At 54.9% G+C, this 25,927-nt stretch carries 18 protein-coding genes and 6 tRNA genes; 13 read left to right on the plus strand and 11 right to left on the minus strand.

Going from position 1 to position 25,927, the window contains the following annotated elements:
* Positions 1 to 381: 381 nt before the first annotated feature.
* Both ABD971_RS24710 and ABD971_RS24715 read right to left on the minus strand, forming a co-directional pair.
* Positions 382 to 1,698 (minus strand): DUF1501 domain-containing protein, encoded by a 1,317-nt coding sequence (locus ABD971_RS24710; RefSeq protein ID WP_345326519.1) that lies wholly within the window; start codon positions 1,696 to 1,698, stop codon positions 382 to 384.
* A 333-nt stretch (positions 1,699 to 2,031) separates the two neighbouring features.
* On the minus strand, positions 2,032 to 3,834 hold the full coding sequence (locus tag ABD971_RS24715) for a DUF1549 domain-containing protein (RefSeq protein ID WP_345326520.1): 1,803 nt from the start codon (positions 3,832 to 3,834) through the stop codon (positions 2,032 to 2,034).
* 300 nt (positions 3,835 to 4,134) lie between these two features.
* On the opposite strand from ABD971_RS24715, the gene ABD971_RS24720 reads away from it, so the two are divergent.
* The 10 genes from ABD971_RS24720 (at position 4,135) to rplK (ending at position 10,055) form a co-directional block, all read left to right on the plus strand.
* Positions 4,135 to 4,896, plus strand: a complete 762-nt coding sequence (locus ABD971_RS24720; protein WP_339944369.1) for a class I SAM-dependent methyltransferase — start codon at positions 4,135 to 4,137, stop codon at positions 4,894 to 4,896.
* Between the two features lie 492 nt (positions 4,897 to 5,388).
* A tRNA-Thr gene (locus ABD971_RS24725) sits at positions 5,389 to 5,461 on the plus strand.
* Between the two features lie 152 nt (positions 5,462 to 5,613).
* Positions 5,614 to 5,695 (plus strand) — tRNA-Tyr (locus ABD971_RS24730).
* Between the two features lie 16 nt (positions 5,696 to 5,711).
* Positions 5,712 to 5,782 (plus strand) — tRNA-Gly (locus ABD971_RS24735).
* 87 nt (positions 5,783 to 5,869) lie between these two features.
* Positions 5,870 to 5,941 (plus strand) — tRNA-Thr (locus ABD971_RS24740).
* Positions 5,942 to 6,605: 664 nt separating this feature from the next.
* On the plus strand, positions 6,606 to 7,802 hold the full coding sequence (gene tuf, locus ABD971_RS24745; protein ID WP_339944371.1) for an elongation factor Tu: 1,197 nt from the start codon (positions 6,606 to 6,608) through the stop codon (positions 7,800 to 7,802).
* A 246-nt stretch (positions 7,803 to 8,048) separates the two neighbouring features.
* Positions 8,049 to 8,120 (plus strand) — tRNA-Trp (locus ABD971_RS24750).
* Positions 8,121 to 8,210: 90 nt separating this feature from the next.
* Positions 8,211 to 8,654, plus strand: a complete 444-nt coding sequence (secE, locus tag ABD971_RS24755; protein ID WP_339944373.1) for a preprotein translocase subunit SecE — start codon at positions 8,211 to 8,213, stop codon at positions 8,652 to 8,654.
* Between the two features lie 89 nt (positions 8,655 to 8,743).
* Positions 8,744 to 9,520 carry a transcription termination/antitermination protein NusG gene (nusG, locus tag ABD971_RS24760; protein ID WP_339944375.1) on the plus strand — a complete coding sequence of 259 codons (777 nt, stop codon included), beginning with the start codon at positions 8,744 to 8,746 and terminating at the stop codon, positions 9,518 to 9,520.
* A gap of 109 nt (positions 9,521 to 9,629) precedes the next feature.
* Positions 9,630 to 10,055, plus strand: a complete 426-nt coding sequence (rplK, locus tag ABD971_RS24765; protein WP_040769366.1) for a 50S ribosomal protein L11 — start codon at positions 9,630 to 9,632, stop codon at positions 10,053 to 10,055.
* Positions 10,056 to 10,330: 275 nt separating this feature from the next.
* Here rplK and ABD971_RS24770 read toward each other — a convergent pair whose 3' ends face one another.
* The gene (locus tag ABD971_RS24770; protein WP_345326528.1) at positions 10,331 to 11,098 is read right to left on the minus strand and encodes a hypothetical protein; all 768 of its coding nucleotides are present in this window, start codon (positions 11,096 to 11,098) and stop codon (positions 10,331 to 10,333) included.
* A gap of 244 nt (positions 11,099 to 11,342) precedes the next feature.
* Between ABD971_RS24770 and ABD971_RS24775 the strand changes: the two genes are divergently transcribed.
* A complete protein-coding gene (locus tag ABD971_RS24775) occupies positions 11,343 to 13,373 on the plus strand; it encodes a S46 family peptidase (protein ID WP_345326530.1) in 2,031 nt (676 codons plus the stop codon).
* 98 nt (positions 13,374 to 13,471) lie between these two features.
* On the opposite strand, the gene ABD971_RS24780 is transcribed toward ABD971_RS24775, so the two are convergent.
* Positions 13,472 to 14,527, minus strand: coding sequence for a lysylphosphatidylglycerol synthase transmembrane domain-containing protein (locus tag ABD971_RS24780; RefSeq protein ID WP_345326532.1), 1,056 nt, complete (start codon positions 14,525 to 14,527; stop codon positions 13,472 to 13,474).
* Between the two features lie 166 nt (positions 14,528 to 14,693).
* Positions 14,694 to 16,856, minus strand: coding sequence for an ATP-dependent DNA helicase RecG (recG, locus tag ABD971_RS24785; RefSeq protein ID WP_345326534.1), 2,163 nt, complete (start codon positions 16,854 to 16,856; stop codon positions 14,694 to 14,696).
* 470 nt (positions 16,857 to 17,326) lie between these two features.
* Between recG and ABD971_RS24790 the strand changes: the two genes are divergently transcribed.
* Entirely contained in the window at positions 17,327 to 17,599 is a 273-nt protein-coding gene (locus tag ABD971_RS24790; protein WP_345326536.1) for a S8/S53 family peptidase, read from the plus strand.
* Positions 17,600 to 17,683: 84 nt separating this feature from the next.
* A complete protein-coding gene (locus tag ABD971_RS24795) occupies positions 17,684 to 17,860 on the plus strand; it encodes a hypothetical protein (RefSeq protein ID WP_345326538.1) in 177 nt (58 codons plus the stop codon).
* A gap of 276 nt (positions 17,861 to 18,136) precedes the next feature.
* Here the strand turns inward: ABD971_RS24795 and ABD971_RS24800 are convergent, their stop codons facing one another.
* The 6 genes from ABD971_RS24800 to ABD971_RS24825 all read right to left on the minus strand — a co-directional run bounded on the left by ABD971_RS24800 (position 18,137) and on the right by ABD971_RS24825 (position 25,583).
* Positions 18,137 to 18,973, minus strand: coding sequence for a deiodinase-like protein (locus ABD971_RS24800; RefSeq protein WP_345326540.1), 837 nt, complete (start codon positions 18,971 to 18,973; stop codon positions 18,137 to 18,139).
* Positions 18,974 to 19,005: 32 nt separating this feature from the next.
* On the minus strand, positions 19,006 to 21,372 hold the full coding sequence (locus ABD971_RS24805) for a tetratricopeptide repeat protein (protein WP_345326541.1): 2,367 nt from the start codon (positions 21,370 to 21,372) through the stop codon (positions 19,006 to 19,008).
* Positions 21,373 to 21,910: 538 nt separating this feature from the next.
* Positions 21,911 to 21,994 (minus strand) — tRNA-Leu (locus ABD971_RS24810).
* Between the two features lie 202 nt (positions 21,995 to 22,196).
* Positions 22,197 to 22,673 (minus strand): EVE domain-containing protein, encoded by a 477-nt coding sequence (locus tag ABD971_RS24815; protein WP_345326543.1) that lies wholly within the window; start codon positions 22,671 to 22,673, stop codon positions 22,197 to 22,199.
* Between the two features lie 523 nt (positions 22,674 to 23,196).
* Positions 23,197 to 24,816, minus strand: a complete 1,620-nt coding sequence (locus ABD971_RS24820; RefSeq protein WP_345326545.1) for a hypothetical protein — start codon at positions 24,814 to 24,816, stop codon at positions 23,197 to 23,199.
* A gap of 8 nt (positions 24,817 to 24,824) precedes the next feature.
* Entirely contained in the window at positions 24,825 to 25,583 is a 759-nt protein-coding gene (locus tag ABD971_RS24825; protein ID WP_339944788.1) for a glycosyltransferase family 2 protein, read from the minus strand.
* Positions 25,584 to 25,927 lie beyond the last annotated feature (344 nt).

Raw genomic sequence — 25,927 nt, forward strand, 5'->3', positions numbered from 1 at the left:
CAAAGGCTGCAGCGAATCGAATCAATCGCTGTTCAACTGGGACAGTACCACATTGGCTAAAAGACGCGTCACTTCACAACCCGAAGCGTGATTTTTAAAGTTGCGAGTTAAAGTTGCGAGTTTAGGTGTTCTCCGTGCCGAAGGCCCAGCAATTTGCCTAGCCTGGTCCAACGGGCCAGGTTTTCGATGCAAAGAAACCTAAGGGCCAACGGCCTGGCCATTTGCCAGCCGCCCTCAGAAGATCCGAGCAAACGGCCGGGCCAGCCGCTGGCCCTACAATTCATTGGTTTTCTTGGTCCCAGCCCGCTGGGCTGGGCTAGGTAAACGTCCGGGGCTTTGCCCCTAAATACAAACGCGCAATTTCATTATTCACGCGTCTGACTAGGACAGCAGGGAACGGATCGGCGTTCCCTCGCTTCGTTTCAGCGGGCGACCGATCGGCGTGTAAACCTCTTCGGCGAACGGGACGCCCAACGCGGCGAGGATGGTTGCATGCAAGTCGGCAACCGTGGTCACGTCGGCGACATCCTGTGTTGGATTTTTGGAATCCAGTTTTGGCGTGGGCGAAGTCTCGCCAAACACATGCCCTCGGCGGATCCCACAGCCAGCTAACAACGTCGAAAAACCATGCGGCCAGTGATCACGGCCGCCAGTGGGATTGATCGTCGGAGTGCGTCCGAATTCGCCTCCGCAAACTACCAAGGTGTTTTCAAGTAAATCACGATCGCGAAGCCGAATTAATAGCGAGGCGATTGCCGGATCGAGCGTCTCGCACGCCGACGACTGCAACGAGTGATTATTGATATGCGAATCCCACCCGCTAAGCGTGACTTCGACGCAGCGTGCGCCCGCTTCGATCAAGCGACTTGCCGCCAAACATCCACGCCCAAACGGAGTGTCGCCGAATGCGGCTAGCGTCGTCTGCGATTCTTCGGACACATCAAATGCCGACAACTGCTCGCTGGACATCATCCGCAGCGCCGCATCCGTCGCTGTGACATGCAACGTACGTTTCTTTTCGAGTTCCGCGATCCGGCCACGCCGAAACTCTTTTTCGACCACGTTGTAGAGATCATCGATCCGTTTGTCATAGCGGTCCTGCTGGACCGAGCGGCGAACATCAGGCACCGGACCGGCGGGATCACCAATTTTGAACGCGTCATAGGCGCCGCCCAGATAGCCGCCTCGCGCCGGCGCCCCGCCTGGCAAGATCGAGATGTGCCGTGGGATGTCCGAATCGCCTGGATCGGACTCACACAGCACCGCGCCGATCGATGGATGAATCAAGGTGGGATCAGGACGAAATCCCGTCTTCACGTTGTAGACCGCACGTTGGTGATCGCCCTCTTTTCCGGTCACGCTTCGCACCAGCGACGCCAAATGCATTTGCTCGGCGAGCTGTGGCAAGGTATCCGCGATTTGAATCCCCGACGCCGACGTCTTGATCGCCTTGGTATCGCCACCAATCGATGTCCCCGGATGCGGGTCGAATGTTTCTAACTGGCTTGGACCTCCCTCTAGCCACAATAAAATCACGCTCAGGGGACGCGACGGGTCGGTCACTCCTAGTTCATCCGCCTTTGCCAACGCATGGGCGAGTTGAGAGAGAAACATTCCGCTCGCCCCCGCACCCAGCAGCGTACGACGAGAGAAGTGAGCCTGGCGACTACAGAGCCGATCCGATGCAGTGAGATTCATGATTGATCTTTCAATTTACAATAGCTTTCACGAGTGCTACGTGGACGCTCTGATTTGGAACAACGGAATACAGGCGTGAGTTTCGGTTTGTAAGGCAAATAGAACGAAAGTTTTGACGGCTTATTGATTTAGTGAGCCGTGACGCGTCAGCGGCCGGGTCCCACGCAGCACCCGGTGCCTTACGGCCCACGGCTCACCGTTGCGATTTGCATTTGAATTAAATCAACAAGCCGTTGACGACTTCCGCTACGACTATCCCCCTGTGCAACGAAAGTCTTGACGACTTCCGCTACGGTGTTGATCCGTCCTTGTTTTAAACGTTGACCTCGCACATCAGTGGTTCCACGCCAATTCGGTACTATTGAGCAACACCCAATACAAGTCTTCGATCCCAGCGTGGCGATCGTCGCTCTCCTTGAGTCTCGCCACAAAATGTTCTGATTCAGTCGGGGTAGGGCGGCGATTTAACACGGCCAAATACGTGGTCTCGATCGCCTGGGCATCGGTCTTTGCAAACCGAGCGATATGGTTGGTGGCATTGAGCACAGGATTATTGCCAATTGCTTTACGTAACATCTCGCCGTTGAGCATCACCAAACGCTGTGAGATCGTGACACTATCGTTGCTAAATTCATCCTCGCCTTGATCGCCATAACGGCGGACAAAATCGTTTGTGCTACCGAATTTGTCGAGTTGAACCAACAGTGACGAATCACGGTCGATCTTCTTGATCCTGGCGCTCTGGATGATGGATGCGGCCATTTGCTCGGGACGCAACCGCGTCAAAGGAAACACGGCTCCAGTATCTTCGTGCGCATCGGTGACTTCGAACTCTGCCCGACTGGAGACACGAAACGCCGAACTGTGAACGATCATGCGGATCAGATCGCGAAGATCAAACTGATGAGTAATAAACTCATCGGTCAGAGCTTCGATCACTGCGGGTGCTTCTTCATCCAGCGGCAGATTATCCACGGCATCGGTGGCACTGCGACCAAACAACAACGCCCAAACGTGGCTGACCGTCGATCGCCCGGCTTGTCGATTCTCCGGGTGGGTCATCCATGCCGCCAAGCGATGACGTGGCGAGCCCTCGGTGGGTAGCAGTTCGGGTTGATAGGGAACGCTGGGCGTCACTTCGACTTCGGCATTAGCGTCCAAGTATTGGTAGTGATAGTTGGCCTCGTTTTCTTGCACCCCTTGCAACCCGTTGGTTTTGGCACTGGTAAAGAACGCGGCCAGTTGATGAAAGTCGGTCTGCATACCTTCGCGTGGCGAATCAGCACTTCCCAAGCTGACGTTGCCAAGGAAGTCGTTGTGGCACTGCAAACAATCGATTCGTAAACCCAAAAAAGCACGTGACGCTCTGGCGGCCAAACGGACCGGATCGGGCTGCCCATCGTTACTGTCAAAGGTAACGGTTAGGAAATTAACTTCAGGTCGATCGGTCCACAGTCCCTCGGCGGTGACGAGTCGTCTGACGATCTCGTCATAGCGAGTGTTTTGTGTGAATTGGTCGGTCAACCAAGTTCGGAATCGGCGGCGGCGATAGACCAAAAATGGGCCATCATCGGCGCCGACGTAAAATCGCGACCAACGTTCGGCCCAATATTGATGGAAACGCGGATCGACCAGCAGCGATTCCAGGTGAGCTTGCTCACGCTGCGATTCCGGCATCGATTCCAATCGCCGAATCTCTTCGAGCGACAATCCGCTTCCGACCAGCGCCAACGACATCCGGCGACAGATCGTCAGCCAGTCGGCGGTCTCGGTCCGCTCAACCCCCGCCTCGTCCCAGCCGAGGGCAAGACTGGCTTCGATCGCCGCCATCGACTCACGCAAGCCATCGTCCCCGTTGGCCACGGCATCGAAACGGGAGGCAGGATCCAAACTTGGGGATTTCGCTTCGGCTAATGGGGATTTCTCCTCGGCTACCTTGCCAAGCGGCAGCCCCGATTCGCCGGAGGCGTTCTTTTTGCCTTCGCCCTCAGCGGCGCTAAAATTAGTTTTTGCAACGGGATCTCGCAGTGTATTTTTCGATCGATCCGAAAACCCTGCAGCGAGGTAGCCGAACGCGATCAGGACCAGCAATCCAAACCAACCGTAGCGGACGATCGTCATCAAAGCCCATTTCATCGGTTTTCGCATCTCATTGGTTAGCGCAGCGGGTTAATTATCGCAGCGAATTGATTTTCGCATCGGAGTTTTGGCGACCGATGGTTTCAGAAAAAGAAAAGGCACTGCCTAGACGTAATTCGTGGAGCGAATGCCGATCTTGCCAATCATCCATAATAAGACGGCAATTTCGACATGGGGTTGTTTCGAACGGCGAAAGGGCCGATTTTAAGTTCTGCATATTGATGTATTTGAATTCAGGGCATCCGCGTCCTCACTGCGGCCATCGCGGACGCCCTCTTACGAAAAAAGCTTGCTTCCATGGACATTCCCCCGTCATCGTCGCGTCCTTCGACACTCAACGATTCGACACTCAACAAGGCAAGTGATCCATTTTTCGAGCCTTACGATCGCGAACAAATCGCCTATGGCGATCAACCTTCGGCGGCACTCTCAGCCTACCTCCAACAGGTCCCTCGCAGCGGCAAAGCCCTCGATCTAGGAGCCGGAGCCGGCCGTGACACCATCGCCTTGGCCAAGGCGGGCTACGACGTGTTGGCGGTCGATTTGAGCGACCGCGGGCTGCAGCGAATCCGCCAACGGGCTCAGAAGGAACAGACATCGGGAAAAGTGCAAACATTGGCAGTCGATGTCCGCGAAGTATTCATGCCCGAAAAAACGTATGACGCGATCGTTGCCACCACCGTGCTTGACCATATCCCATTGACCGATGCGGTGGTGTTGTGGGACCGGATGGCCAAGTCGCTGACCGATACCGGCATTTTGTATGTCCAGGTGCACACGACCGAGGACCCGGGCAGCGACCAGTCGCCGGGCCGCGAAAGCGACGCGCCGGTGAGCGAAACAGCGGGCGCCGTGATCAATTATTTTTCGCCCAACCAATTAGCTCTCTGGGCCGTGGCGGCCAAAAGCCGACTGCGGATCCTTCGTTACGAAGAGTGCTTGGAGTGGGATTACACGCATGGCCCCGAGCATCTACACGGCAAGGCCATCTTGCTGGCGACCCGCATCGGAGCGCACCCGCCGTGGTATGGCCAGCCCGCGATGTTCCCTCGCCGCTAAACCATTGCCACCGACATTGGCACTGTACCTCCTTTGCTGGCGTTCGCGGCGCGCGGCCGAATTCAAATCTGGCAAAATTGCTGAAAAGGGGTGCCGATCGCGATTTAAAATGCCGAACAAGGACATTCAAGCCCGTTTTTCACGCAGCTGCGTCGACCCATTACGCAGTTTTATGAAAGGGTAAACCGATTGATGGAAGGGTGAACCGAGCTTGAAAAGGCGTGTCCATAGGGTGCAGAATGGCGGTGCGAGCGACCTTGGGTTGCTCAAATCCAAAAAAATCGTCAGAATCCTTGTGTTTCAACGCTGGTGGGGCGGTTTCCGTCTTGCCCCATATCGCTGGATCGCTACACTCTGCCCTTTCTGAAAGTGAAAAGGTTGACTCGAAGACCGAGCGACAGAAATTGGAAATTCCATTTTTCTGGCGTGTTAAAAGCGTTCGCTGCCGTTAACAAACGCACGAATGTTTGAATAATGAGGTCCGACAAGTTTGCCAGCGTAGCTCAGTTGGCAGAGCAGCTGATTTGTAATCAGCCGGTCGTGGGTTCGAATCCCTCCGCTGGCTTAGGTCGCTCGAAAGCAGCGACACCAAGTACGAATAAAACGACTGTAAAAAAACGACAGTGAAATAGAGGATACGACTCAAGCAAAGAACACGATTTAAACGAAACGAGAAACGATTGCTGGCACAACCCAAATGTGCTGACAAAGAAACAGGGGGGTTTGCCCGAGTGGTTAAAGGGGGCGGATTGTAAATCCGCTGACTATGTCTACACAGGTTCGAATCCTGTAGCCCCCATTTCAAACGTTTCATCGCGGGTGTAGCTCAATGGTAGAGCAGCAGCCTTCCAAGCTGAATACGAGGGTTCGATTCCCTTCACCCGCTCTTGCGTTCGCTTCGTTTGCTTAAGGGTCGACTTAAGAACGTGTTCGGATGGACTTTGGGCTTTTGGTCTGAAATTCCTTTTGAGTCGCTGCTGTAGCTCAGTGGTAGAGCGCCTCCTTGGTAAGGATGAGGTCATGGGTTCAAATCCCATCAGCAGCTTTGGTGAGTGCGACTTCCCCTGCGACATGACATTGCCCGACAAGCGGCTTCGGCCTCGATTCGCGGCTTGACTCGGAAAAATGTCCCCCAGGGCGAGACCAACGCAACCGCCGGAGTACTTTGTGAGCAAACCGAGCCTTCGGGCTTGGCATCAAATAGTAGAGATGGCGAGAGTGCTTTAGGGGTGACAATTTTGTCACTGGCGGTTCCCTCGCGAAAAAAGAGCGAATGAATGCTCGATTTTCGCAGCGAGGCAATTGCAAATTATCGCACTTTTCGCAACAACTTAGGCAAGTTGGCTACCGGCGGTCTTGCTGGAAGCGTACATGAGGTCGCGTCCAGCGTCTCAACGATGTCCGTCACGTGGGTTTTTGGGTGAATTTGCCCAAGCAAACCACTCACGTTTGACGACCGCATCAAACGAGATCCTCTGGGCCGACCAAATTGCGTTTAACGTCAATAGCAGCAGCACAATACATGTCCCGCGGTGGGACACAAACGATTTTTTGATTTCGTTTCAATTCTATTGTTGATCGAGTGACCAAGCGGCCGGAATTTTGGCGAGCTACCGTGGGTGTGAACGCGGTCGTTGGATTTCCGGGCTGATTGGGGGCGTATCCCCTTACCAGTTTTCGCAATGGTCGAGTGTAGGTGATTTAGAAAAATGGCTAAGGAAACTTTTCAACGTACAAAGCCCCACGTCAACGTCGGCACGATTGGCCACATTGACCATGGCAAAACGACCACGACTGGCGCAATCTTGGCCGTCCAAGCTGCTAAGGGTCTGGCAAAGGCAAAGGGTTACTCGGATATCGCCAAGGGCGGTACCGTTCGTGACGCTACCAAAACCGTGACGATTGCGGTCGCTCACGTTGAGTACGAGTCGGACAAACGTCACTACGCCCACATCGATTGCCCGGGCCACGCTGACTTTGTAAAGAACATGATCACCGGTGCCGCTCAAATGGACGGTGCGATCTTGGTTGTATCGGCCGCTGACGGCCCGATGCCACAAACCAAAGAACACGTTCTCTTGGCTCGCCAAGTAGGTGTTCCTTACATCGTTGTTTACTTGAACAAGTGCGACTTGGTCGACGACGAAGAATTGCTCGAACTCGTTGAACTCGAAGCTCGCGACTTGCTCAGCAAGTACGGCTTCCCCGGCGACGACGTTCCAGTCGTTCGCGGTTCGTCGCTTCCTGCATACAACAACCCTGCGGACCCTGAAGCCAGCAAGTGCATCACCGAATTGATGACTGCCTTGGATGACTTCATTCCAGAACCTGTTCGTGAAGACGACAAGCCATTCTTGATGGCAATCGAAGACGTCTTCTCGATCGAAGGTCGTGGAACGGTTGCTACCGGTCGTATCGAGCGTGGTGTGGTTAAGGTTGGCGAAGAAGTATCGATCGTCGGTCTTTCGGACACCCCTGTGAAAACCACCTGCACCGGCGTCGAAATGTTCCGCAAGGAAATGGGCGAAGGACGAGCGGGAGACAACGTCGGTTGCCTGCTTCGTGGTGTAAAACGCGAAGACATCCAACGTGGTCAATGTTTGGCTAAGCCAGGCAGCATCACCCCTCACACCAAGTTCGAAGCAGAAGTTTACTGCTTGAGCAAGGAAGAAGGCGGACGCCACACCCCGTTCTTCAGCGGTTACCGTCCCCAGTTCTACTTCCGTACAACGGACGTAACCGGAACGGCAAACCTTGTCGACGCCGAAATGTGCATGCCTGGCGACAACGTTAAAGTTGAAGTCGAATTGCACAAGCCAATCGCAATGGATGACGGTGTTCGTTTCGCGATTCGCGAAGGCGGCCGTACCGTTGGTTCGGGTGTTGTAACCAAGATCGTTTCGTAATCACGGCCTTGTGTTCCAATTGGTAATCGGGTTCGAAAACCTGCCGATGTTTCGGCGAGTCTTGCCGAACCCGACACCAATTTGAAAAATCAACCAATGGCCAGCGAGGTTTTCTACCTTCGTTGGCCATTGGCTTTTTAAGACGAATTCGTTAATCTGCTGTGTCGCTACGGTTGATCCGTGTTGGGATTGCCCTGACAAAGGGTTTTCGGCGATAACAGACGTGTGAAACGTAATTGGTTTTACAGGGGTGTAGCTCAATGGCAGAGCACTGGTTTCCAAAACCAGCGGTTGAGAGTTCGAGTCCCTCCGCCCCTGCTTTTATTCACACAGATAACTTGCCCTCTGAGTCGGCTGCAAAGGATTCGCAGCTTTCATAGGTCGAAAGATCATTTTTAGGAGCCGACAGTGTCTCGAGACATTGCAGGGACGAACAACGCCCCACTGACCAGCGAACTGTTCCACACCAAGGTTTACAAGCCGAACCAGGGGCGAATTGTTCGTCAATTGACAGCATTGGCGATCTGGGTTGTGGTTGCTCTGGGTTGCTGGAGCCTTTACGCCACCTTGCGAGGCTTTTTGCCCGCCGGTTCGATGTTGATCCCTGCGATCCCCATGGTCGCGCTGGCCATCGGCGTGTGGATCGGCTACCGCTTGGTCAACTGGCCTCAGTTTGCCGACTTTTTGATCGCAGTCGAAGCCGAGATGAACAAGGTGACTTGGCCTGCGAAGGACGAATTGATCCGAGCATCGGTCGTGGTGATCTTCACGATCTTCTTCCTCGCGATTGCCCTCTTTTTGTTCGACGTGGTTTGGCAGTTTATCTTTAACTTCCTTGGCGTGACTAGCTAAACACTTCGGCGTCACTTGTTTCATTCCCGCTACATGAAAATGAGACGCCCTTCGAAGAATTACTTTAAATACCGCGTTCGGTGATACCCGTGAACTCAGCTGATACGACAGACGACCAAGGCGATTTGCCAGAAGACACGCAAGCCGGTGCGCCGGCCGATTCGGAACAACTCGCTGCAGATCAGCTCGATTCGGATACCAACGAAACTTCCGTAGACGCTTCCGCCACAGATCAACAGAGCAGCGAAGAAGCCGCGGCTCCCGCGCCGCCACCCGCCAAAAAACAAGTGGCCCCCAAGGTCGACAAAGCGGACGATGGCGAAGCCAAGATGGATTGGTACATCTTGAAGGTCGCTTTCAATCGCGAAGATTCGATTGCCGAAGCACTTCGTAAACGCGTCAAAATGGAAGGCATGACCGAGGAATTCGGCGAGATCGTCGTTCCTACCGAAGACGTCGCCACATTCACGCGTGACGGAAAACGCCGTGTCACCAAGCGAAAACTGCTGCCTGGCTACATCATGGTCAATATGATCATCAATGATGACACCTGGTTCTTGGTTCGCGAAACCGGTGGCATTAGCGATTTCACCGGTGCCGCCGGAAAACCGATGCCGATGGAACCCTCGGATATCGAACGATTCATCAACAAACCCGAAGTCGATGACGAAGACGAGACCCCAATCAAAACGGCGATTCCGTTTAAGGTTGGCGATCGTGTGAGGGTCAAGGAAGGTAACTTCGAGAACCAGGAAGGTGACGTCGATAGCGTCGATGAAGCAAATGGACGCATCACCGTCATCATCAATATTTTTGGTCGCAGTGTCCCGATGGAACTCGATCACTGGCAAGTCGAAGCTTTGTAGACGGCATGATGTATCGCTGTCACGTGCCGATGCACCGACAACGATCGCCTTCCCAAACATTTTTGAAAAAATATTCCTCCACTGAACAATCTTAACTGATCACTGAAAAATGGCTAAACAAGTAACCGGGGTCGCAAAATTCCAAGTTCCTGGCGGACAAGCTACCCCCGCTCCTCCTGTCGGTACCTCGCTCGGTAAATTTGGTGTGAACCTTGGTCAATTCGTCCAAGCTTTCAACGACCGAACCAAAGAGTACGCTGGCACTCCGATCCCTGTTGTCGTCACCGTTTACAACGACCGCAGTTTCGAATTCATCACCAAGAGCCCTCCAGCAGCATCGCTTCTCAAAGCAGCTGCCGGTATCGCCAAAGGCAGTGGTGTTCCTAACCGCGATAAGGTGGGCACCGTGACCGCCGCTCAGTGCGAAGAGATCGCTCAAAAGAAGATGGCTGACTTGAACGCCCGCAGCATCGAGCAAGCCGCGCTGATGATCCAGGGCACCGCTCGCAGCATGGGCATCAACGTCGAAGGCTAAACCCCCTCGCCCCCCCTGCGCCGCGAAACTCGTCAAGAGTTGCGATCAAACGCGATAACAAAAGCACGAACCCGATTTAGCTCCGCCAATAAAATGGACGGAGCTAAATTCGTTTGGCGACGTGCCGGTAAAACGTCGGTCATTTTGTGAGCCGACATGGGCCCTTTGATCGCGGCGAAAGTCGCGAAGACTTTCGTCCATCAACCTGTATCACCGCAACTCTTTACGAGTTTCGATGCGGCTAAATTCAGACCTACGCCGCGTTTTCCCAAAGCCTACGCAGCGTCTTTCCAGTGGGCGCTCAACCAAGTTGCTGGCAAGGTCGACTTGAACACGCCTCCCTGGTATCCCGCAATCGCTTGGTCCGGCAGCGGATAGCCGTGGAATGCCAACACACGCATCTCCGATGGCTGATACGGCTCGCGAATCAGGTTCAGCGGGAACAACGGACGACAGCTGCGTTTGAAACTGCACACCCATTTCTCGGGCCAGAACGCCAGATCATCCATCAGCGTGCGGCTAACGTACTGTTGTTCGATACGGAACGTTTCAAGCACTTCGGCCTGGTGATCACAAAAGTGCTGATAGACCCGCGAATGGCGTTCGGGGTGAAAGCGAAATACCGAAGTATTCCCTACTTTGCCATCGCGACCAGGCATCCACGCACGACGTTTTTCGAGCCAGTCATGGATCACACAGAAACGGCCTGGCTCAAACGTAAAGAAATCGTCCAGCGGCCCAGTCAACACGACATCCAGGTCAAGGAACAGCGTGTCGCCCTCGAGTCCCGCCAAGCCGGGCTGAAACAGACCGACCTTGCGCCAAGTTTCGCCCCCTTTGCGAGCATCAAACGCTCCCTCATCAAATGGCGTCACCGGCAGCGGGTGGATCTCGACCTGCTTGTCGATCCCCTCGGAATTCTCGGTCAAACAGAGGAAACGGAAAGGCATTTGCAGGTGCTTCTCGATTCCGCGAAGCAAACGATTGACATACTCGCTGCCATACTTCGTCCCCCACTTGATGCAGACAATATTCGCTTGCATAACCATTTCCCTCTGGGCCGTTGTGATTCGATTTCAACCTCTGTTAGCTACGAAAATTTCCGCTTTGGGGGAAGACGAATCTGCACGATCAGGCGAAGAAATCCCGCTCGGGCGATACGCTGGGTTCTCAATCACCGCGGTGGATGTTGCTAAGATACACAGACGCGTGAGCCATCCTACGAACGCACCCCAACCCCATCTAAAAATCCCAGACATGAAAATCCAAAGCCGAATAGCCTTACTCATGTTTTTGCTGACCACTTCACTCTCGCTGCCCGTTCCATCGCATGGCGACGAAGGCATGTATCTGTTCAATGACCTGCCCGTCGAAACACTTAAACAGAAACACGATTTTGAACCCGACTCACAATGGGCAGACCACCTTCGCCTATCGTCGGTTCGATTCAACAGCGGTGGGTCAGGATCGTTCATTTCTAGCGACGGCTTGGTGCTGACCAACCATCACGTCGCCAGCGATACGCTGCATAAACTCAGCACCCCCGAATTGAACCTGATCGAAGACGGCTATCTAGCCAAGTCACTCGATCAAGAATTGAAGGCTCCCGATTTAGAACTGAATCAACTGGTGTCGATCGAGGACGTGACCCAACGGGTCAACGAAGCCGTTAAACCTGGCGCATCCAGCGACGATGCCCTGAAACAACGACGCGGCGTGATTTCGACGATCGAGGAAGAATCGTTCGAAAAGACGGGGTTGCGAAGTGATGTGGTGACCTTGTTCGGTGGAGCAAAGTACCACCTGTATCGTTACAAAAAATACACCGACGTTCGTCTTGTTTGGGCGCCGGAAACAAAAGCGGCCTTCTTTGGCGGCGATGCGGACAACTTTGAATACCCGCGTTACAACCTCGATGCCACAATCATGCGGGTTTATGAGGACGGCAAACCTGCGAAACTCGACAACTTCTTGCGTTGGAGCTCGGATCCACTGCAAGAGGGCGAATTGGTTTTCGTCAGTGGCAACCCAGGACGTACACAGCGTATTTTTACGGTCGCAGCTCTCAAATTCCTGCGTGACGACCGACTGCCCTATGTGCTCGATTTCCTTCGTCGCAAAGAGATTCTGATGCAGCAATTTGGTCTCGAAGGCACCGAACAGGCACGCCGTGCACGCGATGAATTGTTCGGTATCCAAAACGCTCGCAAAGCCTACACCGGGATGCTGGCGGGATTACAAGATCCGCAAACCTTTGTCGCCAAACAGGCACGCGAAGAAAAGCTGCTGAGCGAACTGCAAGACAACGAGGCCAACAAAGAACTGGCGGCGGCTTGGGCGGAAATTGCGGAAATCCAAGACGATAAACGCGAAATGTTGACGCAGACCGTCAGCCTGCGAAGCACGCTGTTCGACACCGCAATGCAAATCGTGCTGCTCACCGCCGAAGATCTCAAACCTAATGACCAGCGACTGCATGAGTTCACCGATGCGTCGCGAGAATCCAAGTTGCAATCGCTGCTCAGCGAAGCTCCCATCTACGAAGATCTCGAGCAGGTTAAACTGAGCGACGAACTTTCGCGGCTGACCATCCTGCGTGGTGCAGAGGACGCATTGATTCAAGAAATTCTCGATGGCAAAGGGCCCCGCGAACGCGCTGCTGCGTTAATCGAAGGTACCCAACTGGCCGATGTTGCGTTTCGCAAACAATTGGTCGAAGCGGGCAATGACGCCGTCCAAGAGTCGAACGATCCCATGATCCAACTGGCTCGTAAACTCGAAAGCGAATATCGTCACATTCGAGAACGCAACGAAGAAATCGAAGAGCGGGAACGCCAAGCCTACGCCAAAGTGACTCAGGCCGTCACCCAAATCGAAGGGACCGGTGGCTACCCCGACGCAACCTTCACCCTGCGATTGGCATTCGGAACGGTCAAAGGCTACGTCGAAGATGGCAAGCAGATCGATCCAACGACCAATTTCGCCGGAGCTTACCAGCATGCGGAAGCCCACAAAGGACAGGCCGATTTCGATCTTCCCGAATCATGGATGAAAGCCAAGAACAAGGTCGACTTGGACACGCAACTGAACTTCGTTTGCACCGCCGACATCATTGGCGGCAATAGCGGTTCTCCAGTGGTCAATCGCGAAGGCGAATTGGTAGGCTTGATCTTTGACGGCAATATCCAAAGTCTGACCAGCGATTATCTTTACAGCGACGAACAAGCACGGGCGGTGAGTGTTTCCGGAGTCGGGATCATCGAAGCCCTGCGTTCGATCTACGACGCCAAGTCGCTCGCCGATTCGATCGGCAAATAGCCGCCATTCGCGCCGCAAAAGCTGCGAAAAATCAGACGACGCTCGTTCCCAGGCTCCGGCCTGGGACCCCGTGGTGGCGATGAACTCGCTCAGTCAGCTCACGCCTCTTTCTCGACGCTCGGTTCACTGACTTCCCCATCGTCTTCATCTTCTTCTGCTTCCTCCGCTTCTTCGACACTCTCGCGAAGCTCCTCGCTGGAGGTCCAATAGAAGACGGTACCGATCGCGGCCATCGCCACTTTGACGATTTCGAACACCAATGCCACAAGCGTTCCCGAAGCCGACGTGGTGGTCGCTGGCACAATTCGGTACAGCCATTCGATGGTCGCTTCGTACACGCCCAATCCCGCTGGCGTGATCGGCATGGCCGCGGCCAGCATCCCGATCGGGACAATCACAAAGTGCTCGATCAAGGTTGGCGGATCCGAATAGAGTCCGCGAGCGATCAGATACATGCTGAGGATCATCGACGAATGCACGCCGAGGCTCATCACGATCGAAACCAAAAACGCGATCGGGTGAGCATGAAACATCCGCAGCGGCGGTCCAATCTTGGCCACCACCGGACCGACGATCGCTAGCTGACTGCCCCAGCGGACCAAGCGGTCGACTCCCTTGCCGCCAAAGACCAGCCCGCACAGCACGACCGTGCCGATGGTCGTCAGGATCGCGGTGGCCGCTTTGATCTGCTGCATCTGTTCGCGATCAATCTCCGTCGAGTGACTCGGCTGGACCAACATCAACCCCAACGCAACGAGCAACAGCAGGCCGAACAGCCCCACCCCGCGATCGACAAACACGGATGCGACCGCTTCGATTCGTTTCCCCGGACGCTGTTTTGCCAGGAAAATTGCCTTAAACAGATCGCCGCCCACGCTGCCCGCCGAAACGAAGTTCAGCAGAAAACCGATCGAGCCGAGCCGAAACGCCTCGACCATCGACAGCGAAATCCCTTGGCAACGCACCAGCAAGCACCAACGCGCGAACGAAAGGCTCAATCCGATCATCGCCACCGCCAACGCGCAGGCCAATAATCGGTAATCTTTGGGCTGGGTCGATAACTGAGCCCAATCAATGTGATTCGCCAGCCAAGCGATAATTGCCACCGGAATGGCAAATTTCAGAGCGAGAGTCGCGGCTTTTTTCCATGTCATATGCATCGAGGCAAGATAATTGCCAGCGTCCGACTCTCCAAGCCGTCTTCAAAATGCCCGCTTCCCCGTAGTGGACGAGGCTACGAGTCCTTTGAGAACACCGCACCAAGCAAACTCGCCCGCGATACCTCTTCCACCGCGCTAAAATGGAACAGCGACAACCTCGCTACGCCACATCGCCAAGATTGAGCCGTCTCCCGTACCGCCGCATCACCTGCGATTTCAGATCCTGGAAATCCTCCGCGTCGAGTTCCGGGTCCTCTTCGATGATCGTCTGGGCCAGCTCCCTTGCGACTCGCAGAATTTCGATATCACGCCGCGGATCGGCGATTCGCAGTGGTGCCATTCCACTCTGTTTCCGCCCCAGTAGATCGCCGGGGCCACGCAACTCAAAGTCAGCTTCGGCAAGCTCAAAACCATCATTGGTCTTCTCAAACAAACTCAGCCGCTCGTTCTCACTGGGCGGTTGATCTCCGTCCGAGAAAACACAAACGTGCCCCACATGCGAACCCCGCGAAACACGGCCACGCAGTTGGTGTAATTGAGCCAGCCCAAACCGCTCCGCTCCAAGGATCGTCATCACGGTCGCGTTGGGCACATCGATCCCCACTTCGATCACCGTCGTGCTGACCAACACATCGATCTCGCCCGAAGCAAACTCCTGCATCGTCGCCATCTTTTCATCCGCCGACATGCGACCGTGCAACAGTCCGATCCGAAACTCGGACAACACCCCCTTACTTAGATCTGCAAAGACCGTTTGCACCGATGAAATGTCTTCACCCTCCTCGTCGTCCGAATCCTCTTCCTCGGACTTCGTTGTCGGGACCACACGTGGCGCAACAACAAATGCTTGCCGCCCTTCGTTCAGACGCTCTCGAACAAACGACCACCATCGATCTTTCCATCCATCATGGGCGAGATACGTATTGACGGTGGCTCGACCAGGCGGTTTTTCCCGCAGTGTACTCAGCTCGACGTCGCCAAACAGCGTCATTGCCATCGAACGAGGAATCGGAGTCGCCGACATCACCAAGTAATGAGGATCCACTCCGCCGCTCCGCAGTGTAACACGCTGCCCGACGCCAAACTTGTGCTGTTCATCAATCACGCACAGTCCAAGTTTGTGAAATTGGATGTCACCGTACAGCAGTGCTTGGGTGCCGACCAAAAGATCAATTTCGCCTGACGCGGCCGCTTGGATCGTCGCTGCCCGCTCCGCACGGCTGATCGATCCACACAGCAGCCCAATACGCACGCGACTGTCGGCAAGGATTTTGCGCAGCGTCTCGTAATGTTGTCGTGCAAGCACTTCCGTCGGAGCCATCATCACGGATTGATGCCCATTGGCGACCGCCAGCATCATCGCGTAGACCGCGACCACGGTTTTGCCACTGCCCACGTCGCCTTGCAGCATGCGGTTCATCGGGAACTGACACGCCATATCCTGGCTGACTTCTTTGATCGCTTGGCGTTGATCGTTGGTCAACTCAAAGGGGAACCGATTCAAAATTCGCGAATCGATCACCGACGTCGGCGACAGCGGTGGTGATTGCAGATCACTGGTCAATTTACGTCGCCGCATCGCCAGTGCTAATTGCATCACGAACAATTCTTGAAACACCAAACGAATCCGAGCTGCCTGCAGTGAAGCTTCATTGTCCGGTTGGTGTAATTGCCGAACCGCGGTTTGGATGTCGTAAAGAGGCCCCTCGATTTCGATGCCAGCCGCTCGCAGCGCATCGGCGGAATCGCGTCGCAAACGCTCTGGCATCACTTCATGAATTTCGCTGCCAAGAAGCTCCAACACGTTGCCTACCAAGTGGCGAAGATCGTTCTGCTTGACACCTTCGGTCAGCGCATAGATCGCCAAGATTTTTGGCTCGGGATAATTGTCCTGTTCATCCAGCATCGTTAGCTGCGGATGCACAAACTCCATCCGCAGGCCACTCAGTTTTGGAGCACCCGAGATCACGACACGTTGGCCAAACTTAATTTGGTCCGCTCGATAAGGCTGGTTAAAAAACAGGATACGGACGGCGCCCGTTTCATTTTCGACGATCGCGCCAAATACCGACTTGCCCGGCGACCGAGATGCCAATTCCGCGTCCGTGATCGTTCCGATTAGCGAAGCCTGTTCGCCCTCACGAAGTTTGTCGACCGCCTTGGGAGGTGCAGGCCGCTCATAATCACGAGGGAAGAAGAACAACACATTCTGCGCCGTCCGCAGCCCCAGCCGTGCGTATTTTTCAGCACGAAACGCCCCCACCCCCGGCAAAAACCGAACCGGCGTAGTCATCGTGACGGGCGGAGTTTGTTCTTGGTCCATCGTCGGAATAAGTGTAAGGCGGCAAAAAAGAGACGGGGCATGCTGGGCACACACAGCGGCCCATCCCACCCATCTCATGATAACGAAGCGAAGCCGCCGCAAGGCGGCAATCGTGATAGGCGAGCCTGTTCCACCGCAGCAGTCGTGTCCGTGACTGCCCGAAGTCTATCCAATCATCCCCCTCGGTAACAACCGACGCGCCATAGCAGGCCCAGCGGCGTAGCAGGCCCAACGCCGTAGCACTCCCAGAACCGTTGTCGAGGGAAGTCCACCGGAACGTTTTACTCCCCAGCCCCCACGCCAACCCGTTCCGTATCCCAGCCGCCAGCAGACATCTAGACTGCAAAGTAAGCTTGCAGAGCCCGTTCTTGAACAAGCCTCGATGACGCCATCGGAAGTCGCAGATCTGCAACGTGATCCCGAAGTGGTCGCGGTAGCAGACCCGATGCCCTTAAAACTAATCGAACCGTTTGGGGCTCCCGGCAGAGGCCGCGACATCGATTGCGTTAGAACAGTATCGTGCGAACGTTAATCTTTTCTCCAGTTTGACATTCCTGCTCGCTCGTTCAAGCTCGTTCGCTCAAGCCGCGATTATCGTCGCGACCTTGGGATATGAAAGCCACCGCCCGAGCTATGAGATCGCCGTAGCACCGCCTGCCGCAGGCGACGGCATGGTTTCCGTTGGCGCATTGCAACGCTCCGCTGCAGGCAACTTAAGCATCGCATCGTTCTCCAACACCTAGTGCAACTTGTGTGGCCCAGGCGTCAGTGTTACGTCATCTTGGATCGGCAGCAACGACGCACTGCGGACGATCAGCGGAACCAGCATGGCCACTCCCCACGTTGCCGGATGCGCCGCCTTATGGGTGCAACAGCAAAAACAGAACCTCGGTTTCTTAACCAGCGAGAACCTTGCCGCCCGAACTTTAGCCTCGGCGACATTTGTCCCCGGCGCCTCGTTCGAAGACATCGGCAACGGCATGGTCCAAGCCCCCCAACAATGAACCGCTAATAATCGAATCGACGTTCGAAATTTAATCTGATGTCGGCTTCAAAATGGCAAGATTATCGAGCGACGCGACGAATGCAATTCAGTCACATGGGCCCAACAAGCAATGGGTGGGCTAATGAGGAGTTATCGCTGGTCGAGTCGCGATGATTCGCCGGGCGGCGGCGATGAAGAAACTTAAACGAGAATATCCAAACGCATTTTAGAATCTATAACGAATGCTGCCCCCCCCCAAAAAAAAGCAAGCGAGCGAAAACGATGTTGCCAATCACTAATCCAGCGTTTTTAGCCAGGTGGCGACTTTGTTGGGGGTGAAGCCTTGGGGGCCGGGGGCGCCGGGGTCGAGGATGCGGCCGTCGCGGCCGATTACGACCAGGCGGATTGGCCAACCGGCATAGGCGGCATTGACGCGGTTGTCCACGCCGTCCATCACCATCGGGAACGATAACGACAACGTTCGCTCGCAGGTCGCGGCATGCTTTTGCCGCAGCGCCAAGTTATCTGTCTGAATAAACGTTTGTAACACTTCGTCGCCCTCGGCCGTCTTGACCTGGATCTTGGAATCGGGGTGCGCCTCGCGAATGTAAACCATCAGAAAATTCGCGAGATCTTTGTGCTCCTCGTACAACTGTTCGACCTGCTGAATCCGCTGGCGAAACGGCGAACAACTGATGCTGCCAAACACCAACACCACCGGTTTGTCACGGTACAATTCCGATAACGTTACCGTGCCTTTGCCTCCGACACGCGGCAGTGTGAAATCAGGAGCACGGTCGCCTGCCTTCAATGCTTCGGGTTGCCGCTCTCCTTTGGCCGCCGGTGCAACATATTCCCCCGTTTGCGACGCCTTCCCTCGACCTCGTGACTTCGCAAAATTCGACTCAAACTCTGCCTTGCTAATCTTGCCGTCGGAATCTTGATCCCAATCGCTGAACATCGCCTTCAGTTTCGCCGGCGCCTCGCCCTTGTCGATCACCCCATTGCGATCCCGATCCATCCGCCGAAACATCGCCGCAGCCTGATCAGAAGAACGTGGTGACTGAGCTTCTCCACTCTGCACCCCAAGCACGAACAACAGAGCCAGCACAGCAACGTGTCGCAGTCGCATCATCAATCTCCCAACAGTAGGTTGTGTACGGTTTAGAGTTCCCAACTCAAGCGAAACTCACGCCCGAGAGAATCCTTTGCTTCCATCGTTTGATCACGCGGTTGATCCAAGAAACGAGGAAGGACACTCATCACCGATTCGACCATTCGCAATTCTTCGTTACTCAAACCGCTCGCGTGTTCGCCATGATCCATTTTAATGACCAAAGGATAAGCCTCGGCGTCTGCGACAGACCAGTGATTTTGTTCCAAGTGCCAAAAATCAATAGGCACCATATCAAACGCTTCACCGAATTGAATCGAAATCGCAACTAGCTCTTCGATCGGGCATTCTTGCTGGATGAACTTCCTGGCGTGCTTGACGTTCTCTATCAATGACAGCCCGAGCACCTGGCCTAGTTGTCCCATCACCGTAATGCCCCAGCTCGATTCGCCGCTTTCCCGGTATTCCAACCGGATCAAATTATCTCCGCCGACCATTTTCCACGGCGCTGCTTTGTAGAAGCGAGTGGCAGCATCGTAAAAACGCTCCATCAGCTTCTCTGTCACCCCTTCCGTCTCTGCCAACGGTGTCTCACCTTGCCCCGAGTTCAGCAGTAATCCCGTAATGAGTTCGTTAAAGCTGTCCGCGACTAGTTGATCGCCGGTAAAAACGTTGAGTGAACCGCTGTAGCGGGTAAGGGGCTCGGCCGACATTCGCGGATCAAGAACGATGCTTTCGGGGCGACGAGGCTGACCCACCATCGGATCCGCCATCGTGTCGACGAGCACCTGCCATTGCTGCTCGGGCGATGGCAGTTCGGCGGTACTGTCGCTGCCGACAACACACCCGCTGCTTGCATCGAGCACCAATTGCAAGTACGCACGATAGGGAGTCGCGCGATCGACGATCCACATCGGCGGCTGAAATACACCGACCCACCACTGCTGGTCACTCTGCGGCAAGTCCGCAATATCGACCTCATCCGTTTCATCACTCCTGTCGCTAGCGAGACGTTCAAGACGTCTCGCCAGAGCGTCTAGGCTCTCCGCGAGCATCGCCTTCACATCCGCTTCAAGTGCTCGATGTTCGCACGCCACTCCGTAAGTTCCCACCGTTTTGGCGAGTGCTTTCACGTCGGCTTTTGTCGGAACCTGCAGTACCGCCGGCTTCCTTGGAGGACCGACCATGGGATCGCAGACCGAATCTAACAGAAAATTACGAAGCTCTTTTGCTTTGGGGCGATTGGCGAACCGAACCGTCGAGATTGGCGACAAATCTTCGAGCAGCACCCCGAGATAGGCGCCATCTCGGCATCGATGCAGATGATACTGCCATGTCATTTTGCCTCGTGGCAGTTCCAAGGCTTGGTCCAGATCCCCCGCTCCGCTTTGATCACCGTCAGCCTCACTCGACGACGAACCCGGATGTGAAAATTTCAACTCAAGAGTCTCACGAATCCAGCGTGCGGTGCCTTCGACTGTGCGAACCCCCGGCAGCAAATACCCCGCCGTCATAACCGCCTCTTCATCCTCATCGGCGACCATAGGATACTCTGGCCTTAACGCAGGCGGCAGTTCGAGTCCCGCTAGATAGCGAGCCACTTTTGGCTTCGCTTTATGTGCCGCTTTGAGCAATTCGCGGGCTTTGGACGTGTCCCCTTCGGATTGAAAAAGATAGATGGGCCGGGCAAACAGCATGGGTGCCAAATTGTCTTTTGGAAAACGATCCAAAAGCGTACCGAGTTCATCATACCAACGCAGCCGGAAACACAAATCAAGCAGCAAAAATCGCAAGCCAATCGGATCCGACGGATCTTCATCCAAACCAGGAAACAGCACGTCGGCAGCATCGGACAATCGAGAATCATCGAGCAACCGGCTACCCATTCGAGCTCGCATGATCGGCATTGCGGTTCGCACCTGCTCGGGCGGCTTCGATTTCGCCGCCTCGCATGCCCGGCGATACCACTGGACGCGATCCTCTTCCGCGCCGGCAAAGTCCCCCAGCATGACCTGCGCCTCGACCGACTTGGGATCGACCTGTAGAGCTTGCTTTGCCGCCGCCTGGTACCCTGACGCTGTGCCATCTTCGCATTCAGACGCATACAACACTTCAGCCGCCTCGGGTGATGAAAGCGGAAACGCGTCTTCAAGAGAACTCGCCTCGTCAAACGGTTGGTCGGCAAACATGCCCAACAGCCCCATGGTTTCTTCCATGAGCGTTGTGTCACCTTCCAACGCTGCCTGCTGCGCCATCATCACCATCTCTACCAATTCAGGCGGAGCACCCGACTCGAGCAATTCATCACGGCTAAGCAGCGGCAGAGCATTGCCAATTCCGTCCGCACGACCCGCAGGTTGCTGCTTGCGCCGCATCTTCGATTTGCTTTTCTTCGCTTTATTTTTTCGACGTGACATGATCGATCGTTTCGTAGTGCGTAAATCAAATTTGCTTGTTTTTGTGTGGGCGGAAGAACGTACCCGGCCTCAATGGATTGGTGAACGTCGGCACTAGTTAATTCTAGGACCAAGGCTCGCCCCCGAATATATCACGCCCTCAGATACCAGACGCCCAAATGCAAACCTGACACCATCGAGCCGTGCCCCTCACGGCAACGCTGTGAAGCATTTTGTAGCGGAACTCGTCAAGAGTTTCGGGAATTGGGTTCGTTCAACGAAAGTCTTGACGACTTCCGCTACATCAAAACACCACAAAACACGGCATGAAAATGCTTCACAGCGTTTCCCTAGCGGGTGCGATTTCTAGCGGTGCGGAAACAAGCTGACGCTTCAAAGCCACCGTTTCGCGAGCGAATGGAGTTGCGAGTGAATCGTCGCAACAAGGCCAAAGCGAGCACCAAAAGAGGAGAAGGTGGGATCAGAAAGGGGGGCGAGCCTAACTCAATAAAAAAAGGACATCGAGCTTAAAACTCGATGTCCTTTGTCTTTTTTTTAGTACCGAAGGAGGGACTCGAACCCTCACTGGATTGCTCCAACTGGATTTTGAATCCAGCGCGTCTGCCAATTCCGCCACTTCGGCTGCTCACTACTAATGTGCTAAATATCGCACCTTTCGCCAAGTCCCCTTAATGAAAACCCTGCTTTTAATTGCAAAACATCGCTCGCCATCGGACTTGGGATTCGCAAAAGTATCGGATCCAAACCGCGAGAGTGCAAGTCCCCTAAAACCAGCAAAATCAGACTCGCCGGGTCGGCCCCGATTTGATGCGAGGGCGTGCTTGTTACGCCGGTTTGCTCGCCAGTTTCTCGATCGTCTCGAACTCTTTCTTTTTCACGGGTTGGACACTCAACCGGCTGCCCTTCTGCAGCAGCACCATCCCCTTCAGTCCTGCTCGCTCTCGCAATTCTGCCAATGTGACTGGACGATCGAATTTCTTCTCGAGCTTGATGTCGACCAAATACCAGCGAGGATTTTCGGGATCTGATTTTTCATCGAAGTAATGACTCTTGCGATCGAACTGAAACGGATCCGGGTAACCACTCTTACTGACCACGGCCGTCCCCACCACAGCAGGCACCTTGCACGCCGAGTGATAGAACAACACCCGGTCACCCACCTGGATGTCGTCTCGCAACATATTTCTTGCTTGATAGTTGCGAACCCCTTCCCAACACGTCGTCTGATCGGGCTGGGCCGCCAAGTCGTCGATCGAGAAGGTCGTCGGTTCGGACTTCATCAACCAGTAATTAATCGTCATCGCTTGAAACAAACCCTTTGCAATCGCCGAAACGTGTCGACTGTGAATTATTGTGATGGCTGCGAACTTATGAGGCCTGGGCACTCTGTCCGCCCGGAACCTTTTTTTGCAATTTTGGTGTAACGCAAAGCCGATAACAACCATAGCGCCGGGAAAAGCGCTGCTACACAAGCATTCGATTAGCGACTGATGATCAGTTGCCGAGCGATTGCGGGCCAGGGAACGGGCCATGTCATGTCCGTTCACCTTCTAGAGAAAAGGCTCGCAACCGATGAATGTCGATACCCTTCATGCCGCTTTAGGCATCACCTTTACCGCCGTTTGGCTTGTCGTTGGACAAATCCTGGTCGGCAGTCGCTGAGACGCGAGGTCGGAATCAGTGGGGAACCCCCATTAGCCGCCATCGCAATCGCCCTGATTGAACGAAGCAACCGTGGCTCGCGGCCTGTTGATTTAAGTACCCGGCCGCTCACGCGTCACGGCTCACTAAAACAAAAGGCTAAAAACGCCAAAACGACTCACCCTAAGAAGAAGGAGTCCCCTTCGCGACCGCTCCCTCGCCCGCCTCGCTGCGACGAATCAGCTGCCCAAACGTCTTGATCAAATCCTGCATCGGGAAGATGCAAAACGGATGCTCGCGACTTTTCAGCACCGCCAGCGAAGCTCGCTCACGCATCACCGTGGCCAACTCGGCCTCTAACTGCGAACGCTTCTCGTGAAGCGACGCCGACAATTGTTCGTTGATCGAGTCGAGCTGTTGATGCCAGTCCGGCTTTTCGTTCAGCCCAGGCACATGCTCCAACAACTCCCGCTTTCGCGCCACCAACGACGCATCCAACTCACCCGGCTCCGCCACCTTCTCTGGCTGAAAGCGTGTGTCGCGAATCGCTCGCTTTATCCTGGTGATCTCGGAATCGGTTTCGCTTGGCGAGGGCCCTGGCAACTGAACCGTCGCCGATACGACCATGAACTCCGGTGGCGTGATCCCAAAGAAACGCTCGGCAATCCGGTCCCCCAGCTGGTCATACTTTCCGCCGCCGATCCCGTGCAGAAACAAATCGCTGAGCACCAGCCGTGCGTACATGGTCGTCAATAACGCACGCGGCCGAATCTTGAAGTGCGGACCAATCGAACTGGCCAGCGTTTCCGCCATGTCGGGTGCCCCCAACGCAATCCGGCACTCTTGTCCGTTGCGGTCGCTGATGATCATCGACTTTTCGGTAACCTTGACCCAACCGGCTCGCCGCTGAGGCAGCGCGTCACTGTAGATCCAAATCGGAGCCTCTAACCAGCCGTCATCGCTATCCAAATTGGGAACCGGATGCGAGTTGCTGCGGATGCCATGAGCCTTGCGATAAAAATCGGCCTCGGTGTTATACGCGTCCTGGAAACGCGAAAGATCACTCAGGATCAACAACAGAAACTCGGCGAACATCCGGCTTCGACAGAGCACCCCAAGGGGCAACTCGAGTGTATTTAACCCAATCTCGCCTTCCAGCGCATGACGTGCTTGAGCGAGCGCACAGCCGGCGATCCCGCATCGCTCGACCGCGTTGCGAGCATGTACCCACAAGCGATTGATCAACGGATCGGCAACAATTGGCATTACCGTTTTACGCACGTCTTCGTCAAAATGATCGAAACGCTCGCGGTCACTAATCACCGTCTGCTCATACGGCACGCCGCCACCAAATCGGTCGTAGCGAACCGTGCTGTAGACGTAGCACCCCGTGTCTCGATCGATCGTTGGCACTCGAATCGAACTGCCCGAGGCGGCGTCATTATCGATGACCAGATTGATCGCGAGTGCTTGTTGCTGTTCCGCCAGATGGCTGAGCGTAAAATTCTTGAACCACACACCCGGATGAAACAGCGACGGTTGGTGGCCCGCCATCAAAATCGGACGCTCACGACGACTCGCCATCACGTCCACATCGCGGTACGTCGACGTGTAACGGATCGCATCGCTGATCATCTGCTGGCGAGCGTCACGGCGCAGTTTCTGCCACCACGAGTCATGCTGTGAGAGCAACTCGAGATTGCCGCGCAGCTGATCACCCACATCTCCGATGTTCGGATCCGTAAACGATTCGCCATGCGATTTGGGAGCACGATAGTGCCGAAATTCCTGAAACGTTTTCAATCCGTCACCTAGCCAGCACTATGTCCGCAAATCGATTTCGCGTTACCAATCGTCGCCCCTTCGGCCTGAACGACACGAATCGCGTCGTCGAGCACTTGGTTGTAATAGTTTAGACGCGTTTCAGCGTGATCTAGTGATCCACCAAACGAGCGACTCAAGTCCAAGTAGATCAAGGGAACCGGAATTTCGATCACTTGCAACCCCGCCGCTGCCGCCTCGACCCACAATTGCAACGGCATCGCGTACCCGTTGTCGGTGATCCGCAGCTGGCGAATGGCCGAAGTCCGATATGCCTTAAATCCACAAAACGCGTCGGTCAAATTGAAGCCGAGACGTTGATTCAGTTCGCTGGTGATCCGCCGGTTGATAAACATCCGCTCGGGCGGCGGGGCGTCGTCCCCTTCGTACTGCTTCAAATAGCGACTGCCCGAAACAATGTCCGCAGCGGCCGCAGCTTCGATGAACCGTGGAATCCGCTTGGGTTGATGCTGGCCGTCGCAATCGAGCGTGACCACGCCATCAAATCCGTGATCGATCGTGTAAGCAAACGCACTGCGAAGCGCCGCGCCATAACCTTGGTTCTCGGCGTGACGGACCACTTTCACGTCCGCTCGGCCCTGCAGCACCTCGGCCGTTCCGTCACTCGATCCGTCATCGACCACCAACACATCCGAGGCGTAATGGGCGACCTGATCCAGGATATCGTTGACCGTATCGACTTCGTTATAGACAGGAATGGCGACTAACCATCGTTCGCGTTTTGTCATAATTTAATGCTTCTTTCTTTGAATTCTCTTTGAAATGAGCGATCACGACGTTGCCCCGCCAAACTCTATCCTGCTGGCAATCCAGCCGAAGACGGGGGAAAAACCGCGTTCTGCGTGCTAACTCGCTCATCGCCCAGTCGAGCAATTCCTGTTCCCGATCCAGGGCATTCTAGGCGTATTTAGATGGCGGTCAATGTTTCCCATCTCACTAACGGGCCAGAAATTATCGTCAAGGAGTTGCGTGACGGGCGGAAGATCAATGCCAGCACCTTGGTAGCGGCACGGCGCGAGCCCAATGCCATCTACTTTGGGTAGCGGTGTGGTGCGGGGCCCGCCCAGTTGCA

This window comes from Novipirellula rosea, from assembly GCF_039541335.1.
Classification (GTDB): Bacteria; Planctomycetota; Planctomycetia; order Pirellulales; family Pirellulaceae; genus Novipirellula; species Novipirellula rosea.

Bases quoted from the DNA above. Each gene is read 5' to 3' on its own strand.
- ABD971_RS24710 (WP_345326519.1), bottom strand. From the start codon at position 1,698: ATGAATCTCACTGCATCGGATCGGCTCTGTAGTCGCCAGGCTCACTTC.
- ABD971_RS24715 (WP_345326520.1), bottom strand. From the start codon at position 3,834: ATGAAATGGGCTTTGATGACGATCGTCCGCTACGGTTGGTTTGGATTG.
- ABD971_RS24720 (WP_339944369.1), top strand. From the start codon at position 4,135: ATGGACATTCCCCCGTCATCGTCGCGTCCTTCGACACTCAACGATTCG.
- tuf (WP_339944371.1), top strand. From the start codon at position 6,606: ATGGCTAAGGAAACTTTTCAACGTACAAAGCCCCACGTCAACGTCGGC.
- rplK (WP_040769366.1), top strand. From the start codon at position 9,630: ATGGCTAAACAAGTAACCGGGGTCGCAAAATTCCAAGTTCCTGGCGGA.
- ABD971_RS24770 (WP_345326528.1), bottom strand. From the start codon at position 11,098: ATGCAAGCGAATATTGTCTGCATCAAGTGGGGGACGAAGTATGGCAGC.
- ABD971_RS24775 (WP_345326530.1), top strand. From the start codon at position 11,343: ATGTTTTTGCTGACCACTTCACTCTCGCTGCCCGTTCCATCGCATGGC.
- ABD971_RS24780 (WP_345326532.1), bottom strand. From the start codon at position 14,527: ATGACATGGAAAAAAGCCGCGACTCTCGCTCTGAAATTTGCCATTCCG.
- recG (WP_345326534.1), bottom strand. From the start codon at position 16,856: ATGGACCAAGAACAAACTCCGCCCGTCACGATGACTACGCCGGTTCGG.
- ABD971_RS24795 (WP_345326538.1), top strand. From the start codon at position 17,684: ATGGCCACTCCCCACGTTGCCGGATGCGCCGCCTTATGGGTGCAACAG.
- ABD971_RS24800 (WP_345326540.1), bottom strand. From the start codon at position 18,973: ATGCGACTGCGACACGTTGCTGTGCTGGCTCTGTTGTTCGTGCTTGGG.
- ABD971_RS24805 (WP_345326541.1), bottom strand. From the start codon at position 21,372: ATGTCACGTCGAAAAAATAAAGCGAAGAAAAGCAAATCGAAGATGCGG.
- ABD971_RS24815 (WP_345326543.1), bottom strand. From the start codon at position 22,673: ATGACGATTAATTACTGGTTGATGAAGTCCGAACCGACGACCTTCTCG.
- ABD971_RS24825 (WP_339944788.1), bottom strand. From the start codon at position 25,583: ATGACAAAACGCGAACGATGGTTAGTCGCCATTCCTGTCTATAACGAA.